The 20678-nt window shown below is 60.0% G+C and carries 14 protein-coding genes; 5 read left to right on the top strand and 9 right to left on the bottom strand.

Annotation, left to right across the window (positions count from 1 at the left end; all coding sequences use genetic code 11):
* The first annotated feature begins 1014 nt into the window (after window positions 1-1014).
* The gene (gene pvdQ, locus HU739_RS04815; RefSeq protein WP_186552427.1) at window positions 1015-3360 is read left to right on the top strand and encodes a bifunctional acylase PvdQ; all 2346 of its coding nucleotides are present in this window, start codon (window positions 1015-1017) and stop codon (window positions 3358-3360) included.
* A gap of 58 nt (window positions 3361-3418) precedes the next feature.
* Here pvdQ and HU739_RS04810 read toward each other — a convergent pair whose 3' ends face one another.
* On the bottom strand, window positions 3419-4420 hold the full coding sequence (locus tag HU739_RS04810) for a FecR family protein (protein ID WP_186552428.1): 1002 nt from the start codon (window positions 4418-4420) through the stop codon (window positions 3419-3421).
* Window positions 4421-4573: 153 nt separating this feature from the next.
* On the opposite strand from HU739_RS04810, the gene HU739_RS04805 reads away from it, so the two are divergent.
* Window positions 4574-4843, top strand: coding sequence for a PepSY domain-containing protein (locus tag HU739_RS04805; protein WP_186552429.1), 270 nt, complete (start codon window positions 4574-4576; stop codon window positions 4841-4843).
* A gap of 73 nt (window positions 4844-4916) precedes the next feature.
* Here HU739_RS04805 and HU739_RS04800 read toward each other — a convergent pair whose 3' ends face one another.
* The gene (locus HU739_RS04800; RefSeq protein ID WP_225922809.1) at window positions 4917-9674 is read right to left on the bottom strand and encodes a dermonecrotic toxin domain-containing protein; all 4758 of its coding nucleotides are present in this window, start codon (window positions 9672-9674) and stop codon (window positions 4917-4919) included.
* 349 nt (window positions 9675-10023) lie between these two features.
* Here HU739_RS04800 and HU739_RS04795 point away from each other — a divergent pair, with 349 nt between their 5' ends.
* Entirely contained in the window at window positions 10024-11073 is a 1050-nt protein-coding gene (locus HU739_RS04795) for an Ldh family oxidoreductase (RefSeq protein WP_186552430.1), read from the top strand.
* A 60-nt stretch (window positions 11074-11133) separates the two neighbouring features.
* Here HU739_RS04795 and HU739_RS04790 read toward each other — a convergent pair whose 3' ends face one another.
* A complete protein-coding gene (locus tag HU739_RS04790) occupies window positions 11134-11451 on the bottom strand; it encodes a DUF883 family protein (RefSeq protein WP_186552431.1) in 318 nt (105 codons plus the stop codon).
* A gap of 154 nt (window positions 11452-11605) precedes the next feature.
* Here HU739_RS04790 and HU739_RS04785 point away from each other — a divergent pair, with 154 nt between their 5' ends.
* On the top strand, window positions 11606-11860 hold the full coding sequence (locus HU739_RS04785; protein ID WP_007917411.1) for a hypothetical protein: 255 nt from the start codon (window positions 11606-11608) through the stop codon (window positions 11858-11860).
* Window positions 11861-11864: 4 nt separating this feature from the next.
* Here HU739_RS04785 and HU739_RS04780 read toward each other — a convergent pair whose 3' ends face one another.
* On the bottom strand, window positions 11865-12773 hold the full coding sequence (locus tag HU739_RS04780) for a LysR family transcriptional regulator (protein WP_186552432.1): 909 nt from the start codon (window positions 12771-12773) through the stop codon (window positions 11865-11867).
* Between the two features lie 83 nt (window positions 12774-12856).
* Here HU739_RS04780 and HU739_RS04775 point away from each other — a divergent pair, with 83 nt between their 5' ends.
* Window positions 12857-13780 (top strand): carbon-nitrogen hydrolase family protein, encoded by a 924-nt coding sequence (locus HU739_RS04775; RefSeq protein ID WP_186552433.1) that lies wholly within the window; start codon window positions 12857-12859, stop codon window positions 13778-13780.
* Window positions 13781-13948: 168 nt separating this feature from the next.
* Here HU739_RS04775 and HU739_RS04770 read toward each other — a convergent pair whose 3' ends face one another.
* The 5 genes from HU739_RS04770 to HU739_RS04750 form a co-directional block, all read right to left on the bottom strand.
* Window positions 13949-14422: an LEA type 2 family protein gene (locus tag HU739_RS04770; protein WP_186552434.1), complete on the bottom strand. Its 474-nt coding sequence runs from the start codon at window positions 14420-14422 to the stop codon at window positions 13949-13951.
* Window positions 14423-14486: 64 nt separating this feature from the next.
* A complete protein-coding gene (locus HU739_RS04765; RefSeq protein WP_186552435.1) occupies window positions 14487-15953 on the bottom strand; it encodes a nucleobase:cation symporter-2 family protein in 1467 nt (488 codons plus the stop codon).
* A gap of 206 nt (window positions 15954-16159) precedes the next feature.
* The gene (locus tag HU739_RS04760; protein WP_186552436.1) at window positions 16160-17314 is read right to left on the bottom strand and encodes a MalY/PatB family protein; all 1155 of its coding nucleotides are present in this window, start codon (window positions 17312-17314) and stop codon (window positions 16160-16162) included.
* Window positions 17315-17482: 168 nt separating this feature from the next.
* Window positions 17483-18778, bottom strand: a complete 1296-nt coding sequence (locus HU739_RS04755; RefSeq protein ID WP_186552437.1) for an OprD family porin — start codon at window positions 18776-18778, stop codon at window positions 17483-17485.
* 243 nt (window positions 18779-19021) lie between these two features.
* The gene (locus HU739_RS04750) at window positions 19022-20656 is read right to left on the bottom strand and encodes a methyl-accepting chemotaxis protein (protein ID WP_186552438.1); all 1635 of its coding nucleotides are present in this window, start codon (window positions 20654-20656) and stop codon (window positions 19022-19024) included.
* Window positions 20657-20678: the final 22 nt, after the last annotated feature.

The raw sequence follows: 20678 nt of genomic DNA, 5'->3' as shown, positions 1-20678 counted from the left end.
TTCCGGTTTGCTTCGCTGCACCTCCTTCCGCTGTGTACGACTTCGTCGTACGGTCGCTGCGCTCCCACGCCCGGATCAATCCCTCCGCTCAGCCTTCCGACGGGCGCCGTGCATCAAGATCAAGAGCCTTACTCGAGCTAACGCTCATTGTGTTGAGTGGTGAGAAGCAAAAGCGGTACTTGAGCTAACGCTCATCGTGTTGAGTGGTGAGAAGCAAAAGCGGTACTTGAGCTAACGCTCATCGTGATGAGTGGTTAGAAGCCAACGCGGTTTGCTTTGCTTTTGTTTTTGCTTTTCTGTGGGAGCTGGCTTGCCAGCGAAGGCGGCCTTCCAGCCGACCCATATCCTCCTGGCACACCACAATCCCATTGTAGGAGTGAGCCTGCTCGCGATGACGGCCAACCAGCCGCCTCATTTCCATCAGATTCACCCAATCCCAACTGTGGGAGCTGGCCTGCCAACTGACCCATATCCTCCTGACCCACCACAATCCCACTGTAGGAATGAGCCTGCTCGCGATGACGGCCAACCAGCCGCCTCATCTCCATCAAATTCACCCAATCCCAACTGTGGGAGCTGGCCTTCCAGCCGACCCATATCCTCCTGACCCACCACAATCCCACTGTAGGAGTGAGCCTGCTCGCGATGACGGCCAACCAGCCGCCTCATCTCCATCAGATTCACCCAACCCCAACTGTGGGTGCTGGCCTGCCAGCGAAAGCGGCCTTCCAGCCGACCCATATCCTCCTGACCCACCACAATCCCACTGTAGGAGCGAGCCTGCTCGCGAAGGCGTCCTGACAGCCACCCATGCTGCTACTGACTGAACTCGAACCCATTGACCGAACCTGCTCTGTTTCCCGAATGACAGGAACTCATTAAATTTTTTCTTCCAGCTTCGTTTCTTCGACAGGCTCATTGCGCGTGGACGCAGGGGTGTTTCCAGGGCGGATCCGCCGTACGCCTTGTTTGCGGCGTCTGGTCCGTTCGTTGGCATGTCGATCAGGAGCAAGCGTGACGATTTCCAGACAATTAACCGGGCTGACCTTTGCCAGCGTGTTTTTCAGCCTGAGTTGTTCAGCTCATGCATTGAGCCCGGCCGGTGAGGTCAGTGCCGATATTCGCCGTACCGCTTTTGGTGTGCCGCATATTCGTGCGCACGATGAGCGCGGGCTTGGGTTCGGTATTGGTTATGCCTATGCGCAGGACAACCTGTGCCTGCTGGCGAACGAGATCGTGACGGTCAATGGCCAGCGTTCACGTTACTTCGGTCCGGATCAGTTCACCGTCGAAGAGCGTGAAAACCGTGTCAGCGATGTGTTCTTCAATTGGCTCAATACCCCCGAGGCGGTCGACACCTTCTGGCAGGCTCAACCGGCTCAGGTTCGGGATCTGGTCGAAGGCTACGCTGCCGGTTACAACCGTTATCTGGACGAGCGCCGTCAGCAGGGTTTGCCACAACAGTGCCAGGGCGAGTGGGTGCGCCAGATTGCACCGCAGGATCTGGTCAAGCTGACCCGACGTTTGCTGGTCGAGGGCGGTGTCGGGCAGTTTGCCGAGGCCTTGGCCGGCGCTACGCCGCCGCAAGCGACAGCGGCGGTCGAACACGATAGGCAGGCTTATCAATTGGCTGATGCGCGTCAGCAACGCTTTGCTCTGGATCGCGGCAGTAATGCGGTGGCTGTGGGCAGTGAGCGTTCGTTCAACGGGCGCGGGATGTTGTTGGCCAATCCGCATTTTCCGTGGGTCGGCGGGATGCGGTTTTATCAGATGCACCTGACCATTCCGGGCAAGCTCGACGTCATGGGAGCTGCCTTGCCCGGTCTGCCGTTGATCAATATTGGCTTTAACCAGCACCTGGCCTGGACGCACACGGTCGATTCATCTAAACATTTCACCTTGTATCGCTTGCAACTCGATCCGAAAGACTCGACGCGCTACCTGCTCGACGGCAAGTCGCTGCCGATGAACAAGCAGACCGTGACCGTGCAGGTCAAACAGGCTGACGGGCAGGTGGTGGCGGTCTCGCGTGACATCTACAGTTCTCAGTTCGGGCCGATTGTGCAGTGGCCGGGCAAGCTCGATTGGGACAAGCAATACGCCTATAGCCTGCGCGATGCCAACCTGGAGAATGACCGGGTGTTGAATCAGTGGTACGCGATGAATCAGACGTCCACGCTCCAGCAGTTGCAGGATTCGGTGCACAAGATCCAAGGCATACCGTGGGTCAATACGCTGGCCGTCGATGACCAGGGGCAGACGCTGTACATGAACCTGTCGGTGGTGCCCAACGTCAGTGCTGACAAACTCGCGCAGTGCAGCGATCCGCGAACTGGCACGCAACTGATTGTGCTGGATGGCTCCAACAGCGCCTGCGCCTGGGACGTCGACCCGCACGCCGCGCAGAAGGGCATTTATGCCGCCAGCCAATTGCCGCAATTGCTGCGTAAAGACTTCGTCCAGCATTCCAATGACTCGGCATGGCTGGCCAACCCGGCGCAACCGCTGAGCGGTTTTTCACCGCTGATCAGTCAGGACGGTCAACCGCTGGGCTGGCGCTCGCGTTTTGCGCTGGATCGTCTAGCCACGTTGAGCAAGAAAGGTCCGCTGGCAGTGAAGGATTTGCAGCACATGGTGATGGATGATCAGGTGTATCTGGCCACCCAGGTGATGCCGGATCTGCTGAAGTTCTGTGCCGCGAGCCTCGGTGCCAATGCGCAGGCGCTGAAACCGCTTTGCGCCAGTCTCAAGGCCTGGGACGGTCGGGCCAATCTGGATTCGGGGGTGGGGCTGGTGCATTTCCACAACATCATGCAGGCGCTGCAGGATTTGCCGGATCTCTGGCGTGTCGCGTTCGATCCCAACGATGCCCGGCACACGCCGCGCGGTCTGGCGATCGAGCAGCCAGTGGTGGCCGAGGCGTTGCGTGAGGCGATGCTGGCGTCGGTCGAGTCGACTGCGAAAATGGGCCTCAAGCCGCAAAGCCGTTGGGGCGACATCCAGGTCGTCAGCAGTGGCGGGCAACAGACGCCTATTCACGGCGGGCCGGGCACGTTGGGAATTTACAACGCGATTCAGAGCGTGCCTCGTGAGGACGGCAAGTTCGAAGTGGTCAGCGGTACCAGTTATCTGCAAGTCGTGACGTTCGATGAAAACGGTCCGCACGCCCAGGGGTTGCTGGCGTTTTCGCTGTCTAGCGATCCGGCGTCGAAGTATTCGCGGGATCAGACCGAGGCGTTTTCGAAGAAGCGGTGGAGTGTGCTGCCGTTTACCGAGCAGCAGATTCAGGCTGATCCGCAATATCAGGTGCAGACTGTACGCGAGACGCCGGGCAACGCGGGGAAAGTCGCCGCTCAGTAATTCCCGGCGTGTTCATGGTGTCGAAGCTGAGGGCCGCATCCTGGAAGGGTTGCGGCCTTCAGCTTTTTGGCGGTTGTTGTGGCATCGAGTTGATCACCGGGTTGCCTTCCTTGTTGCGCGTCAGGTAGACCGGCAGCACTTTGGGCAGACTGTTGGCGAGGTTGTTCAGCTCTTTGATGTTGTAGATGCCGCCCACGCGAAGCGAACCGGTGCGGCTGTCGGCCAGCATCAAGGGGTGGGCCAGGTAGCGGTTGATCAGGGGCAGGGCGTCGTTCAGCGCCAGATTGTCCAGCACCAGTTTGCCGCTGCGCCAGGCCAGCGCTGCATCGTCGGGGTAGGTCTGGCTGATCTGCGGGATGTAGTCGCCGTGTTTGTAGCGCGCCTGCATCATTGGCCCCAGACGCAGGCCGTCACCCGGCAGGGCGCGATCGCTGGACACCAGCACCGAGCCTTCGACCAGGTTGACCCGCACTTGATCTTCATACATCCACACATTGAAGCGCGTGCCGGTCACCCGAACCTTGCCTTCCCCTGCGCGCACGACAAAGGGGTGAGCGAGGTCGTGGCTGACAGTAAAGAATGCCTCGCCTTTTTTCAGCGTGACACGGCGCTCATCCTTGTAGTTGCTGAAGGTCAGATCGGTGTTGAGGTTCAGTTCCAGCTCGCTGCCGTCACTGAGGGTGACTCGACGCACCTCGTCGGTGGCGGAGAAATGCTCATGGCTGTTGGGCAACCAGCCAAGATTCCAGCCGGCATAGGCCGCCAGAGGCAGTGCGAGCGCGCACGCTGCGGCGACCGCAACGTACTGGCGCCATGTGCGCGAAGGCTGGCGCGGCGCGGCAGTGAGCGCTGGGGTCGGGCGAGGCAAGTGCTCAGCGACCTCCCAGACTTCGAGCATGGCCTCGTACTCGAACGCATGCAGCGGATGAGCCGCGTGCCACTGTTCGAATGCATCACGCTCCTCATCCGTGCAATCGGCGGCGTGCAGACGCATGCACCAGTGCGCGGCGGCATCGGTGATCGCATCGTATTCGGCTTCCGAGAGGGTGTCTTGGGTCATTGAGTCATCCTGATTTTGCTCATTCTACCCTTTGCGGGAAGTGGCCGAGAACAGCAGTCATGGCAATTGCCCATCAAAAGTGGAACTTATTTTCCGCAGCGCTACCCAAAAAAACAGGATGCACTGCCTACTATCCATAAATGGAGTGAAAAAATGATCAAAACAACGTTTGCTGCCTTGATTGCCACCGCCGGTCTGCTCGGCGCCGGCACCGCCCTGGCCGACAAGCCTGGTGCAGGCTGGATCACCATCGAAAAAGCCATCGAAGTTGCCAAGACCAAGGCCGGCTACGTCGAGGTCTATGAAATCGGCGCCGACAATGACGGTTACTGGGAAGGCGAGGGGCGCAAGGCCGACGGCACCGTCTACGAATTCCGCATTGACGGGGCGTCGGGCAACGTGTTGCGCGACCAAAAGGATTAACCAGGCGGCTCATCCACTAAGTGTTACGGGTAGAAAAAGCGCTGGCGTCACGCCGGCGCTTTTTTTTGGGCTGTCATGGCGAGGTTTGCGTGATTCCTTTTTCGCCCGCCGTTGGCGCTGGCAGCGGTATCGGCGCCGGAAGCGGGTCCAGTTCCCTGCCCATTTCGCTGATCAGCAGCGCGATCGAGTCAGCGTTGGCCAGCATTACGTCAATGCGTGCCTCAACAGCCAGAGGATCGCGGAAGGCTTTACGCGCATCTGCGAGGTTTATGGTTTTTGTAACGCTGAGAATTTTTTTGCAGGCATCGGCGGCGTCCGGCAACTTGTCGAGATCGACCCACACTCCGTTCTCGTCCTTGTGCGCGAACAGATGCGAAGCTTCAGTGAAGCGCGACAAGGATTTGCGCTGTTTATCGAGGTCTTCTTTGAGCCGTTCCCCCTTGGTAGTGGTTGTATCGATAAGGTGTGGAAACGGCGCCATCGCTTCAGCGGAGACCAGATCTTCGCTATCGCAAATCAGATGCGAAAGCTCGTGCAGCAGAGCGACGGCGCGAGCATGCGAGTCGACATTGAATCTGGGCGGCAATACATCGGTGTAGACATCCATGCACGGGTTAAAAAAATGTTCGGTCAGGTGAAGGATCTTGCGTTTGTCTTCCTTGAAAACAAAGGCAACGGTGTCGTCGCTGTAGCGTGTATTCAAACCGGCGAAAAAACGCTCGGTATAGAGCAAGTCGTCTTTGGGATCTGTCAGCTCGCGGCAAATGGGCAGGACGACTTTCTCGATTTTTCTGAGCAGCATGGGTGTGACTTGCGGTACTTCGAAGAAATGCCTGAGCAACCTTTCTACCCGTGTGCCACCGAGGTTGTCCCGATGTATGACGAAGTTATGCAGACAATTGAGTGCATAGTTCCGCGCCCGCCCGACAGCTTGCTGTATCACGAAGGCTCGGGCGGGATAGCGCTGATTGATTTGGGCCATCCCTTTGGCCTGGATGTACATCATGATCGAGCGGCTTGACTCGACCTCGGTTTGAATACGGTTGCGCTGTTTCGAGCGACAGCGCTGAACCTGCTGACCCGCGCGCGCCAATACTAATCTGGCGTTCTTCTGTTCAAGGGCCGGCCCTGGCCCCCCGTCTTTTTTGCGCAAGTACCAGTTTTTTTCAGACTGGACGACTCCATAAACTTTGCCGGCGATTGCCGCGTACTTGTGCGTGGCGGCGGCATCCCCGTAAACCAGTTTATTGCCCTCGAGTTTGAGCTTCTCCAGAGCAGTGGTGGTTTCAAAACGCTGTAAGTCAAGGCGAGGGGACGTAACGGGTGATACTTTTGCCCAGCGTGCAGCGGCTTTTATTGTCGTCTCGCCGGCAGTTTCGCCAGCGGTCGATACCGGAGCCTGCGCTTGAGAGGCAAATTCGGCCGTTTCCTGTTCTGCTTCGGTTTCCCAGGACAGGCGCCCCAGACTGGCCAGGGTTATCCCGCCGGCGATGAAGTTTTTCACGGCGTTCGCCCAATGGTGGTCCTGCAGTCCTTCGGCGGATTTTTTGAAATCCTCGTAGCTTTTCCAAAGGAAAAACAAAGAAGCGAGTTTACCTGGCAACACGTGCGGAACCAGATGAACGCCATGACGCAAGAGACACTTCACAGCTTCCCAGTCCGATTGCGCGTTTACCTGCGGCTGGCATTTAAGCAATTGGGTTAAGAGGCTGAGGGTGTCCTTGTGTAATCGCTCCAACAGATTGCCCGTGATGGGCGAACGTTGAAGCTTGATGTCGCAGGCTTTGCCAACGGTTGTTTCCAACCGACTCCTGAAGATCGCTTGTTGCGCGGAAGGCAGACGGCGGATGATTAGTTCCTGAAAATCCCCGGGCGCATTCAAGGCTTCGATCAACTGCACGTCACTCTCGAATTCTCGAAATACTTCACTCGCGTACGGCGCATAGAGCACGCATGGGCCTGTGTGCCCGGTGTCCGGCCCGATGACATACAGCCCAAGCGTGTCGACAAAGTCTGCGCTGCCGGTGTTGATCAATGACAACGGGCTAACGATGGCGTGAGCGCCTTCCACCGTCGCACGCGCTATCCCGTCGGGCATGTCCATAACCTGGCAAATGAAGTCATACCCGGTGTCCGACAACTGTTGTTGCAATTTCAACGAGTGTGCGTGCTGCATCATTTGCCAGGGTAACTGACGCACAAAGCGTTCTTTGCTGGTACTGGCAGAAGCACTGTCACCTGACAGCGCCTGCACCACTTTGTCAGTGTAGGCGGTGGTAATCCGGAGCGATTGCAGCAGTTGTCGTACCGCTGACTGATCGAGCTTTGCGGGTAACGCTGTGGTCGTGTTCGAAGCCACTTTGAAGCCAGTGCCTTGCGCGATGTTGAAGTGCTGCAAGGCAAAATCGAGTAGATGGCAGGCAGGCCCGGCCAGCGCCAGATTAGGCGTAATCTGGATATCCTGGGGCTTGAGTCCGTTATTCGGGAATCGGCTGTCGAGTAATGTTTTCAGTGTCTGCTCGACATGAGAGGCCAACGTCGGGACATTTTCGAGAAAATCCTTGCCGTCGATAACACTGCGTCGCCATTGATCAAGCAAGTGCAGTTGCGTGGTTTGTTCGGCCACTGGCGCTTTGCGCAACCAGTCGGGGAAGTCGAGGTGACCAGAAAGGGCCTGCGCGAGCTGCACTGCCCGGCGCAGATTGGTTTCGATAACGATGTCTGTCAGTCGATCGAGATAGTTTGCCGGCATGTCCGGATGCTTGCTGCAGGTGCGTAACACTTCGCAATGAGCGAGGAAATGTTCAATGGCCGATTGCATGCGATCGGTTGATACCTTGCCCTCAATCAACTGAAAAGTGCCCAGTGTGTACTGCTGATCCAGTCGACGTTGCTCAACTGCCAGGTTCTCCAGCACTGTCTGACTCTGGTTATTGTTGTCGAGCCGCTGCTGCAATTGCGTTTTCGCAATATCGATGTTGTCGAACGATTCCAGGCCGATGGCCGGGGTCCACAGAATGGCGCGCCCTGAATGCTCGACGTCCATGCCGCCGCGTTCGGTCAACAGGAGGCAATGGGCAAGCGGTAATTCGCCACTTTGGTCTGTGCGGGTAAGGGTCAGTGACCAAGCGTCCGGCCGAAAGCCATTGAGCGTCTGGCGATCCGTACGTGTGCTGAGTTTCGTGTCGAACACGCAATCGACGATGTCGCGTTCTGCCGCCAGCCATGAACCGCTGAGGTTCCTGATCTGCGCTTCAGCGCGCAGCCCATCCTCGAAGGCCTGCGCCAGTTTCCAGCGATTGCTTTGGAGAAAAACACGCTGTTCGGTGCTGCTGAGGGTCGGCTGAACTTTGAAAACGCTGGTGAGATTGTCCAGAGTCTGTCCGAGCGTTTTCGCCAGTTGCGCTGCCTTGTCGACCTGCGCGAGCGAGGTTGGCGGCGTGTTGGAATCAATTGGACGGGTGCTCCAGCGCCCATCGACGTCAAGTTTGAGCAGGCGCTCGTGGAGCATCGAGCGGATGTCCAGAGCCTTGTCAAAAAGCGCATGAACATCGGTAGTGCGTGCACCCTGGCGAAATTGCTCCAAGGCGAATTCGACGTTCTGGCGTTGTTTGGTGATGATCGCCTCAAACAGTGCCGTCATGATTTCGCCAGCGATGCGCTCTCCGGCCACCTGTGCGTTGGCGAAACCAAGGTAACGTTTGCGCTCCTCCAGATTCATCAGCCCATACAGTTCGTCTTCCTGGCCGGCCACTGTGAGTGTGGCGATCAGCATTTGTTTAAGTGCGGCGTCGTTGCTGAATGCTTGCCAGCCTTGGCTGGGGCGGTAGAGCCAAGCCTTGTCATGGCTGGTCATCAGCGAGCCGGACAGTTCGACAGCGCCAGTCTCGTCGCGTAAACACACGGTTTTGAAAGTCGGCTTGCGCACCGGTCCGCTCGGCTCCCGGATCAAGCAGTGCAGGGCGTCAAACTCGGTGGCCGAGAGAAGTGCCGACTCGCGTTTGATCATCAGTTGGGCACGTGCCTGGTCCTGTAACGTCTGGCTGAAGAATGTACGGCGGGGCGAACCCTCGAACGAGGCGGCATTCCAGAACAGCTCCAGCTGTCGAAACAGCAGCATGGTCAGCTCGCCGGACGCGGACTTGATCGCATTGCCCCAGGCGATCTGGTCGGCCGCCACGCTTGAACGGCCCGGATTGGCAAACTCGACGGTCTGACCCGGCGGCCAGCCCTGACGGTGGAAATGCAGCAGCAGCGCCTCACTCAGCGACAGCGAAGCGAGCAATTGCCTGTTTTGCGTGGAGAGCGTCGGGGTATCCGCGAAAAATCGGACCCGGGTATGTGACTGTCGCAAGCCGGCAAAGTGGGGCTTGAGCAGTTCGTCGAGAATTTTTTCCAGCAATGCGGTGAGTGAAGGCAGACGCTTTAATTCATCCAGCAGATCGCGTGCGCAGGCCTCCTGGGATTCGTTGATCGCGGCTTTCTGATCTTCGAATACATCCCCCTCAATCGTTTCGCGGCTCAGCGTAATGGATTCCTTATCTATCAGCTCCTTGCGCCGTGACAGGGTGAGAAACGCGAGTAGATCATCCGTGTCCTTCGCCTTGTCCAGGCGCGTTTGCAGGGCAGCGACCAGCGCTGGGGCATCGCTGAATTTTTTCAGGCCATCGTAAGGGGTGTACAGAAACGCGCCATGGCCATTCGCGCTGGAGCTGAGCATGAAGCTGCCGGCCAAGGGGACAGCCAGTTGCTTGTCTGCGTTGAGCAGAATGCGTTCGGCCAACATCGGCGGTGTTTGCGCGATGCGCAGGGAGTGGGTGGCCAGTTTCACGTGGGCGAGCCACGCAAGGTCTTCGCTGCCGAGGGCGTGGGTGGAACCCGAGGCAGCCCGCTGGCCTGGGGATTGAAGAATGTCTGGAAACAGCAGTGGAGCAGTCGAACTGGGCATCATCGGGACTCTGAACGAGGGCGCCATGGGGCGGGATCGTCAGAATAATTAGGCGGCCTCAGCGACTGGCGGTAGATAGTTACCGCACACGCCGGATTGAAATGTGCAGTCAGGCGAGTCCTTGATTGTCGTGTCATCGAAGGGTTGACAGCCGACAGCTGCGCCATGGTTAATCGCTGGGCAAGTCGTTCGTACGCTGTTGTTCCCTCCAATAATCATTCTGGAGCTTCAGATGTCTGCGCCACACGATCATGTGTCCTCGGTTGTCTCGTCCTCGTTGTCTCTCGAAGCGCTGACGCAATTGCTTGAAACGATTTTCCTGCGGCATGGCACCTCTGCGGAAGTCGCGCGAGTGCTGGCCGCCAACTGTGCCGGCGCTGAGCGTGATGGCGCGCACAGCCATGGCGTGTTTCGCATTCCTGGTTACGTCTCGACTCTTAATAGTGGCTGGGTCAACGGACAGGCGGTGCCGCAAATCGAAGACGTCGCCCCCGGATTCGTGCGCGTCGATGCCGGTAACGGTTTCGCCCAGCCGGCCCTGGCCGCCGCTCGGCCGTTGCTGGTCGAAAAGGCGCGGCACGCGGGCATCGCCGTGTTGGCGATTCGCAATTCGCATCACTTCGCCGCGCTGTGGCCGGACGTCGAACCGTTCGCCGACGAAGGCCTGGTGGCGCTCAGCGTGGTCAACAGCATGACCTGCGTGGTGCCCCATGGCGCCGACCGGCCGTTGTTCGGCACCAACCCGATTGCCTTCGCTGCACCCCGGGCCGGCGCCGCACCGATCGTTTTCGACCTGGCCACCAGCGCCATCGCCCACGGTGACGTGCAGATCGCTGCGCGCAAGGGCGAAAAACTGCCGGTCGGCATGGGCGTCGACGGTCTCGGCCAACCGACCCAGGACCCACGCGCCATTCTGGAAGGCGGCGCGTTGCTGCCGTTTGGCGGGCACAAGGGCTCGGCGCTGTCGATGATGGTCGAGTTGCTGGCTGCGGCGCTGACCGGCGGCAACTTCTCCTTTGAGTTCGACTGGTCGAACCATCCCGGGGCGAAAACGCCGTGGACCGGCCAACTTATGATCGTCATTGACCCGAGCAAGGCGGCGGGGCAAAGCTTTGCCGAGCGCAGTGAAGAGCTGGTGCGGCAGATGCACGGTGTCGGGCTCAAGCGGTTGCCGGGCGATCGCCGACATCAGCAGCGCGCCAGATCGCTGGCGCAAGGGATTGTGCTGGACGAGGCAACGCTGGCGCAGTTGCGCGAACTGGCAGGGCAGTCAGGCGCCTGAGGAAATTGCGGCAACAAAAAAGGCGAACCGCGAGGTTCGCCTTTTTCATCTACGCCAGACTCAACGACGCCCGAGCAACAACCCTACCACCAGACCGAACCCGGCGGAGATCGCCACGGTCTGCCACGGATGCCCGCCGATATAATTCTCAGTGGCTTCGACTGCCGGTTTTGTGCGATCACGCACGCTGGACACCGAGTCCAGCGCCTGCTGCAGTTTCAGGGCGATTTGTGCGCGCAGCGTTTCCGCTTCTTCGCCGACCAGCGAGGCGCTGCTCTTGAGCAGTTTGTCCGATTCTTCGATCAGGGCCTGAAGCTCGCTGAAGGCTTGATCCTTGATTTGCTCTTCAGCGGCTTGCGCGGCGGATTTGCGGGCCATTGGGTGACTCCTTGCAGGTGAATGGACAGTGACTAATGGAGTGTGGCGCGGGGCGAAAAGTTGCACGTAATTTAGCCCACGCACAAAAACCTGCGCGGGAGATTTCTGTCGAGCGTGTAAGATGTCGTCATTTTACGCAGCAGGATAATTCCCCATGAGTTTCAATCTGGCCGACAAATCCCTCGCCGAGCGCGCCGCGCTGGAAGATGAGAAATCCCGTCTGTTCGAACTCTGGCAAAACAATCTGGGCAAGGCCAAAGGCGAAGCCGCGCGGTTGTTTGGCGAGCGGGGCAAGCGCAAGGGCAAATGGGCCGAGTGGGTCCGTGCCGAGCTGGACGGCATGTCGCCACCGGAATTTGCCAACATGGTGCGCAGTGAAGTCAATCGACTGATGGCCGCGAACAAGTAGCGCTTCAGACAAACGTCGCGGCAATCGCCTCGCGGACCTTGACCACCAGCGGATCGACCCGCGTGCTGGTGCGCCAGCCCAATTCGATCGGATAACGCGGCAGCTTCAGCGGGCAGGGCAGCAGCGCCAGGCCGCTGAGCGCCGCGATGCTTGCGGCCGCGTGCGCGGGAATCGTCGCCACGGCCCGACTGCCCTTGAGCAAATACGGCAGCGCGGCGAAATGCGTGGTCGAGGCGCACACCTGTCGACTCAGGCCCAGCGCGGCCAATCCTTCATCGGTAATTCCGATAAACCCGCCGGACGACACCAGAATGTGCTCGCGGGCAACAAACTCTTGCAAGCCGATGTCCTCCTGGCCGGATTCCAGACTGTCGGCGTCGACCAGACAGGCGTATCCGCCTTCGCCCAACACCTGCCGGCTGAGCAGACGCTCGGCAAAGCCACCGGCGGTGATTGCCAGGTCAATGCTGCGCTCCATCAGGGCACGGGCAACAATCTGGCTGTGGGTCTGGCGAAAAATCAGCCGCAGTTTCGGCGCTTGGCGGGCGATTGCCTCGATCAGGCGTCGGCCGTAAGCGATTTCGAAATCATCCGAAAGACCAATCGTGATCGAACGACCGTCGTACGCTTGCGCCGCCGGATCGACCATCGCCAGGCTTTGCCGACATTTGTTCAGCGCCTCGCTGACCACCGGTTTCAACTGATTGGCTTGCAGCGTCGGCGCCAAGCCACGACCGGTGCGCACGAACAGCTGATCGCCATAAACCTCGCGCAAACGCCGCAGCGCCGCGCTGACCGCCGATTGCGTCACACCCAGGCGCAGCGCGGCGCGGCTGGCACTGGATTCTTCATGCAGCGCTTCGAAGACTTTCAGCAGGTTGAGATCGATGTCGGCGATATTCATTTGGCTCATATCATTCAGCAGTGATTCGGTCTTTATTCATGATCGCGTGGCGCCGCAGAATCGGCAACCTCTGAACCTGATGGAGTACCGCAATGCCCAAATCAATCGTCGCCGCGCTGCAAATCGGCGCCTTGCCCGGTGGCAAAGGCGAAACCCTGGAACAGATCCTCGACTGGGAGAACGCCATCGCCGAATCCGGCGCCGCGCTTGTGGTAATGCCCGAAGCGCTGCTCGGTGGTTATCCGAAAGGCGAGGGGTTCGGCACGCAACTGGGCTATCGCTTGCCCGAGGGGCGCGAGGCCTATGCGCGGTATTTCGCCAATGCCATTGATGTGCCTGGCGCAGAAACCGAAGCGCTGGCGGGGCTGTCAGCCCGCACCGGGGCGAATCTGGTGATCGGTGTGATCGAACGCGCCGGCAGCACCTTGTATTGCACGGCGCTGTACTTCGATCCGCACGCCGGACTGGTGGCCAAACACCGCAAACTCATGCCCACCGGCACCGAGCGGCTGATCTGGGGCAAGGGCGACGGCTCGACCCTGCCGGTGCTCGACACCCAGGTCGGCAAGCTCGGCGCGGTGGTCTGCTGGGAAAACATGATGCCGTTGCTGCGCACGGCGATGTACGCCAAGGGGGTCGAAATCTGGTGCGCACCGACCGTGGACGAGCGCGAGATGTGGCAAGTGAGCATGCGCCACATTGCCCACGAGGGGCGCTGCTTTGTGGTCAGCGCCTGTCAGGTGCAGGCATCGCCAAATGAGCTGGGCGTGGAGATTGCCAACTGGCCTGCGGATCGCCCCTTGATCGCCGGCGGTAGCGTGATCGTCGGGCCGATGGGCGATGTGCTGGCCGGGCCACTGCGCGGTGAGGCGGGGCTGCTGACCGCTGAAATTGATACTGACGAGTTGATCCGTGCCCGCTACGACTATGACGTGGTCGGCCATTATGCGCGGCCGGATGTGTTTGAGTTGTCCGTCGATGAACGGGCCAAGCCGGGGGTGCGTTTCAACACCTAAACCTAAGGCTGAGGAAGGTCCTGTAGGAGTGAGCCTGCTCGCGATATCGGTTTATCAGATAAATCTTTATCGCCTGGCACACCGCTATCGCGAGCAGGCTCACTCCTACAATGGTTTTGTGTTGCTTCCACGATCAGGAGTAGACCGCTCAGATGTGTGCGCGACTGGCTACCAGGTCGCAGCACTGGCCTTGGGCAAACTCAGCTTGCCGCTATCGGTAAAGCGCATTGTGCCAAACAACCCACCCGCCAGTTTGCCACGTAGCACGTAGGGCAGATTGTCGAGGCTTTGCGTCTGGCTCAGGCCCAATGTCTGGCGCAGTACCGAAAACGCCGAAACGCTGACCGGGACCGTCACCACGGTTTCCGAAAAACGTGGGATCGAGCCGCTCTGATCGCTCACACCTGACGCCAGCGAATGGCCGTTGACTTCCAGATCCAGGGCGATGCCGTTGTAGTCGATGGCGGTTTCGTTGGGATTCTGCACGCGCAGCTTGATGGCGAAGCGCACCTCCAGTTCCTGGCTCGGCAGCGGTTCGAGGCCGACCACGTTGATGTTCACCGGATCGCGATGGGGAAACAGCGCGCAGGCACTGAGCGACAGCAGCAGTAGCGACAGGATGACGGCGTGGACGCGGCGCATAAATACTCTCTCGAAAAAAGGGCTGAACCGTTGCCGGTGCAGCCCTTTTTGTCGAGGCCCGGAGTCAGCGGTTCAACTGTGCGACAGCCGCCGATGGGGCAGGTTCACCCTTGGCCGGCATGTCCGGGTTCTCCATGACTTGAAGAATAGAGGCTTCCGGGTCGAAATCGTCTTCTTCCAGCTCGATGAACTCTTCTGGCAGGAAGATGTTCAGCACGATAGCGCACAACGCCCCGACGGTGATCGGCGATTCGAAGATGTTGCGCAGCGCTTGCGGCAACTCACGCAGCACCTCGGGCACGGCAGCAATGCCCAGGCCCATGCCGAGGGAAATCGCTACGATCAGCATGTTGCGCCGATGCAGGCCGGCCTCGGCGAGGATCTTGATCCCGGCCACGGCCACGGTGCCGAACATCACCAGTTCAGCGCCGCCGAGCACGGGTTTGGGCATCAGTTGCAGCACCGCGCCAATCATCGGGAACAGCCCCAGCAGCACCAGCAGACCGGCGATGAAGAACGCAACATAACGGCTGGCGACGCCGGTCAGCTGAATCACGCCGTTGTTTTGCGCGAACGTGACCATCGGCATGCTGTTGAACACCGCGGCCATCGCCGAGTTCAGGCCGTCCGCGAGCAGCCCCGACTTGATCCGCCGAATGTACAGCGGCCCTTTCACCGGTTGCCGGGAAATCATCGAATTGGCCGTCAAATCACCCGCCGCCTCCAGCGGCGAGACGAGGAAAATTACTGCCACCGGGACGAACGCGACCCAGTCGAAGTTGAAACCGTACTTGAACGGCACGGGCACGCTGACCAGCGGTACTTCCGGCATCGAGGCGAAGTCCACCGTGCCCATCAACCACGCCACCCCGTAGCCGAGGGTCAGGCCGATGACGATCGCGCCCAGCCGCAGGAACGGCACGTCGACGCGGTTCAGCACCACGATGGTGCCAATCACCAGCGCCGCCAGGGCTATATGGCTGGCCGCGCCCAGATCCGCCGCGCCGAAGCCGCCGGCGATGTCGGTCATGGCGACTTTGATCAGCGACAGGCCCATCAGCGTGATGATCGTCCCCGTGACCACCGGGGTAATCAGCATGCGCAGCTTGCCGATGAACTGACTGAGCACCACTTCAATGAACGCCGCGAAAAAGCACACGCCGAAGATGGTCGAGAGGATTTCGTCGGTGCCGCCGCCACGCGCCTTGACCATGAACCCGGCGCTGAGAATGACGCTGATAAAGGAAAAACTGGTGCCTTGCAGACACAGCAGCCCCGAACCGACCGGGCCGAAGCGCTTGGCCTGGACAAACGTGCCCAGGCCCGAGACGAACAGCGCCATGCTGATCAGGTAGGGGATTTCACTCTGCAGGCCGAGGGCGCCGCCCATGATCAGGGTGGGGGTGATGATGCCGACGAAACTCGCCAGCACGTGCTGCAACGCCGCAAACACGGTGGCGGTCAGGTGCGGACGGTCGTTGAGGCCGTAGATCAGATCGTTGTTGCGCGGGGCTTTATCAGAGGCGGTCATGGTGAGGTGCGTGCCACAAAGCGCGGCCGGGTCAGAAAATGGAGGCGCAGGATGCCGCAAGCGGGCGGCGAGGGCAACGAGCAATAACTGCCTGAAAGGTCAGGTTTTATTGGGCGCCGCGCTTAGGCAAAGCAACGGCGGGAGCCAGCGTGCTGGCGATAGCGCGAATTGCGCGGCTATCGCCAGCAGAGACGGACGGCCTGGGGTTAGCCAGCGCGTTGCGCCAAAGCCCGCTCCATCCGCGTAATCCCTTCTTCCAGCAGGGCACGCGGGCAACCGAAGTTCAGGCGCACGAACTGCTGGCTCTGATCGGCGAAGTCCACTCCCGGGCTGAGGCCGACCTTGGCCTGCTCCAGGAAAAACTGCTGCGGATTGCTCAGGTCCAGGGCCGAGCAATCGAGCCACGCCAGATAGGTGCCTTGCGGCACATTCAGGGTCACGCCCGGCAGGCGGCTGCGCACCGCGTCCACCAGCCAGTCACGGTTGGCCTGCAGATAGGTTTTAAGCGCCGCAAGCCACGGCCCGGCTTCGCTGTAAGCCACGCGGGTGGCTTCCATGCCCAGTGGATTGACGCTGTCGACCATGCCGCAACGGGCATGGTTGACGCGTTCGCGCAGGGCGGCGTCCTGAATGATCATGAACGAAGTTTTCAGGCCGGCGATGTTGTAGGCCTTGCTCGCCGACATCAGGGTGATCGTGCGCCGGGCAATCTCCGGGCTCAGCGACGCAGTAGGAATGTGCACGCGCCCGTCGAAACACAGCTCGGCGTGGATTTCGTCGGAGATGATCCACGCGTCCTGCGCCACGCAAATGTCGGCTACCGCTTGCAGTTCCTCGCGGCCGAACACCTTGCCGATCGGGTTGTGCGGGTTGCTCAGCAGCAGCGCGCCGCCACCGTTCAGCGATTCGCGCAGCACATCCAGTGGCGTGGCATAGGTGCCATCGGCCTGCGCCAGGAATTGCAGTTCAACCTTGTTCAGGCCCCAATGCCCCGGCGCGTGGCGCAGCGGCGGGTAGTTCGGTACCTGCACCACGACATTCTGCGGCGCCTGCACCAGCGCCTTGAGCGCCATGTTGAAACCGGACTCGACGCCGGGCAGGAAGATCAGTTCTTGTGGCTTGACCTGCCAGGCGTATTTGTTCCAGAGATCGGCGACGATCGCTTCACGCAGGTTGTCCTGAGCCACGCTGTAACCGAGCAACGGGTGCAGCAGACGCTGTTGCAAGGCTTCGATCACCACCGGCGGCGCGGCGAAATCCATGTCAGCGACCCACATCGGCAGCACATCGGCCGGGTAGCGGCTCCACTTGGTGCTGCCGGTGTGGTGGCGGTCGAACAGCTGATCAAAATCGAAAGTCATGCGCGGTCTCGTGAAGGCGGGATATTCATGGGCGCCATGATAAGCCCATGACCCTGCCGGAGCGAGCCTGCCGGTTCCATGGCGGCGGGGGCAATGTGATTCTCGATTTTTCGGCCTTTGGTGACGCGCAATTCAGCCGGTCCGCCCGACGATGCAGGGTGGATGCCCTCAGAATCCCAGCGGGTACTGAACCACCACATAGAGACGGTCAATATCATCGCCAGCCTGCGCCTCGTTGCCGCGATGGGAAACATGCGAGAGCTGGACCGACAAGTCCTTTGCCGCCCCCGACTGAACGATGTATTTCACATCGATATCGCGCTCCCAGTGCTTGCCGTCTTTGCCTTGCTGCGGCTGGTACTCGCCACTGTCGGCATCAAACGGGTTGTAGGCGCCGCCCTTGGGCGCGTGGGTGCCGTCGATGTGACTGCCGGCGACGTAACGGGTCATGAAGGTGAGACCGGGGAGGCCAAAGGTGCCGAAATTGAGGTCGTAGCGCGCCTGCCAGGAGCGCTCGTTGGCACCGTTGAAGTCAGCGTATTTGATTGAGTTGGCGAGGTAGATCGAGTCGCCACCGACGAAATCGAACGGCGTATCGCCATGGATACGTTGCCAGCCGAGCATCACCGCGTGCGGGCCGAAGGCGTATTTGCCAGACAGGCTGACAGCGGTGTTGTCGATTGCACCGGCCAGGGCTTGTCCGGTATCGCGGGTGTGGTAGAGGTTGGCATCGATCAGCAGACCCGATTGTTTGAAGTGCAGGTTGCCGTAGTACTGGTGCCAGGTGTCGGTCAATTCGGCGGCGTAAAGTGCGCCGCCCAGCGGACGGTCTGCAAACAGGTCGGCGCCGATAAAACTGATCGCGCCGTGCTCGGTGCTGGCGCCGTAACCGTAAAAATCGCCTTTGCCCGAAGCGCTGTCCTGGTTCTTGAACGCAGTGAAGTGCCCGGCCTGCAAATTGACGTTGTCGATCTCCTGGCTGCTCAGCAGAAAACCGCTGGCGTACTCCGGTTGCAGGCGTTTGTCCGAGGTATCGAATACCGGGGTTTCCACGGTCATTTCGCCAAAGGCGAGGGTAGTGCGCGAGGCCTTGAGCTTCAGCGCACCACCGGCGCTGGCGTAATTGCTCGCGCTGCGCCCGTCGCTGTCGACCGGCAGCAACCCGGTCCCCGAATGACCTTTGCCGCCGTCCAGCTTCAGGCCGGAAAAAGCGTGTGCATCGAGGCCGAATCCAAGCGTACCGGCAGTGAAACCGGATGAGAAAGTTCCGATAAAGCCTTGTGCCCACTCTTGTTTATAGCTTTTTCCGCTGGCTGAGGGCGAGCGGTAGTCGTTGTTCAAATAAAAGTTGCGACTGAGCACTTCGCCGCTGGCATCGTCGAAAAAGCCGCTGGCGTGCGCGGTTGCGTTCACCCCGCAGAACAGCGCCAGCAGAGTGAGGTGCATGGAGACACGGTCGATCATGATCAGTGGCCAGCGGCAGTGGAGATGACCGCGATGATCGAGCAATGGCAGGCGAGGGGATTGAGCGGATGTGCTGACTTGACTCCATCATGCCCACGCAGGGATTTTGTCTGAATTGAGATGAGCATCCCGACGCAGAACCCAGTGTGGGAGCGAGCCTGCTCGCGAAGACGGTGTGTCAGGCAACGGAAATGTTGGCTGACACAATGCAGTCGCGAGCAAGCATCACTCCCGCAGTCCGGGTCAGACGCGGAACTGACGCAGGAGGCCGTTGAGTTGTTCGCTCAGTTGGCCCAGGCGCACGCTGGCGGCGCTCGATTGCTCCGCGGCGATGGCCGTGCTGTGGGAAAGTCCGGCGGCCTGGGTGACGTTCTGGTTGATGTCCTCGACCACGTGCGCCTGTTGCAGGGTGGCGCTGGCAATCGAAGCATTCAAGCCATTGAGGTTACGCAACGCCTGACCGATGGCATTGAGGCTCGCACCGGCAAGTCCGGCCTGTTCGATGGTCAGTTGCGAGGCTTTGCTGCTGTCGCCGATCACCTTCACGGCGGCCTCGGAATGACTCTGCAGGCGCTCGATCATCGACTGGATCTCGGCGGTCGACTTTTGCGTACGCTGCGCCAACAAGCGCACTTCGTCCGCCACTACGGCAAAACCGCGACCTTGCTCGCCGGCCCGCGCGGCTTCGATCGCGGCGTTGAGCGCCAGCAGGTTGGTCTGTTCGGCAATCGAGCGAATCACCTCCAGCACACTGCCGATCTGGGTGCTTTCAGCGGCCAGGGTGCGAATCACTTCAACCGCTTGATCGATGGTGCCGGACAGCTTGTCGATCTGCTGCAAGCTGCCATCGATATTGATCTGGCCCTGTTGCGCCTGCGCTTCGGCATCGCGCATTTCCGCAGCAGCGTGCTCGGCGTTTTTGGCCACATCCTGCACGCCATAGGTCACTTCGTTGATCGCCGTGGCGACCAACTCCATTTGCTGCGATTGCTGCTGGCTGCGTTGCTGGGCCTGGGAGGCATCGTTGCCCAGTTCGCTGGAGGACTGGCCCAGCGCGCTGGCCGACACTTGCAGTTCGCCGATGACCCGACGCAGCTTGGCGGTAAAGGCATTGAAGTGATGGGCCAGTTCCGTGACCTCGTCCTTGCCATGGGTATCGAGGCTGCGCGTCAGGTCGCTTTCACCGCTGGCGATGTTGGCCATGGCGTTCACGGTTTCCTGTAGCGGACGGACAATGCTGCGCGCAATCAGAATCACCAGCAGCGCCATGATCAGCGCAATCGCCAGGCCGATGGCCGAAGCCTTGATCATCTGATCCTGAAACTCTGCCTGCACGTCATCCACATATACCCCGGACCCGATCACCCAGCCCCACGGTTCGAACAACTTGACGTAGGACGTCTTCGCCACCGGGTCGGTGGCGCCCGGTTTCGGCCAACGGTAGTTGACCATGCCAGCGCCCTTGGCCTTGGCGATGGCGACCATTTCGTTGAACACCGCAAAGCCGTCCGGGTCGCGAATCGCCGAAAGATTCTGGCCTTCGAGTTTGGGATTGGTCGGGTGCATGACCATCACGGGGGTGAGGTCGTTGATCCAGAAGTAATCGCTCTGGTCGTAGCGCAAGCCACGGATCGCGGTCAGCGCCTGTGTCTGCGCGGCTTCCTTGCTCAGGGTGCCGGCGGTTTGCAGGCCGTGGTAGTAGGTCAGCAAACCGCTGGCGGTCTGCACCACATGTTCGGTTTTCTGGGCTTTGGCGTGATACAGGTCTTCGTGGATCTGCTTGAGCATTAACACGCCCAAGGTCAATAACATGACCACCGCCACAATCAAGATGAGCCACAAGCGTCGGCTGATCGACACACTGCGCAAGCTGTTCATAACGCTGTCACTCCGGATTCTT

This window comes from Pseudomonas hamedanensis (genome assembly GCF_014268595.2).
GTDB lineage: Bacteria > Pseudomonadota > Gammaproteobacteria > Pseudomonadales > Pseudomonadaceae > Aquipseudomonas > Aquipseudomonas hamedanensis.
This window is presented reverse-complemented; position numbering and strand designations above follow the sequence as displayed.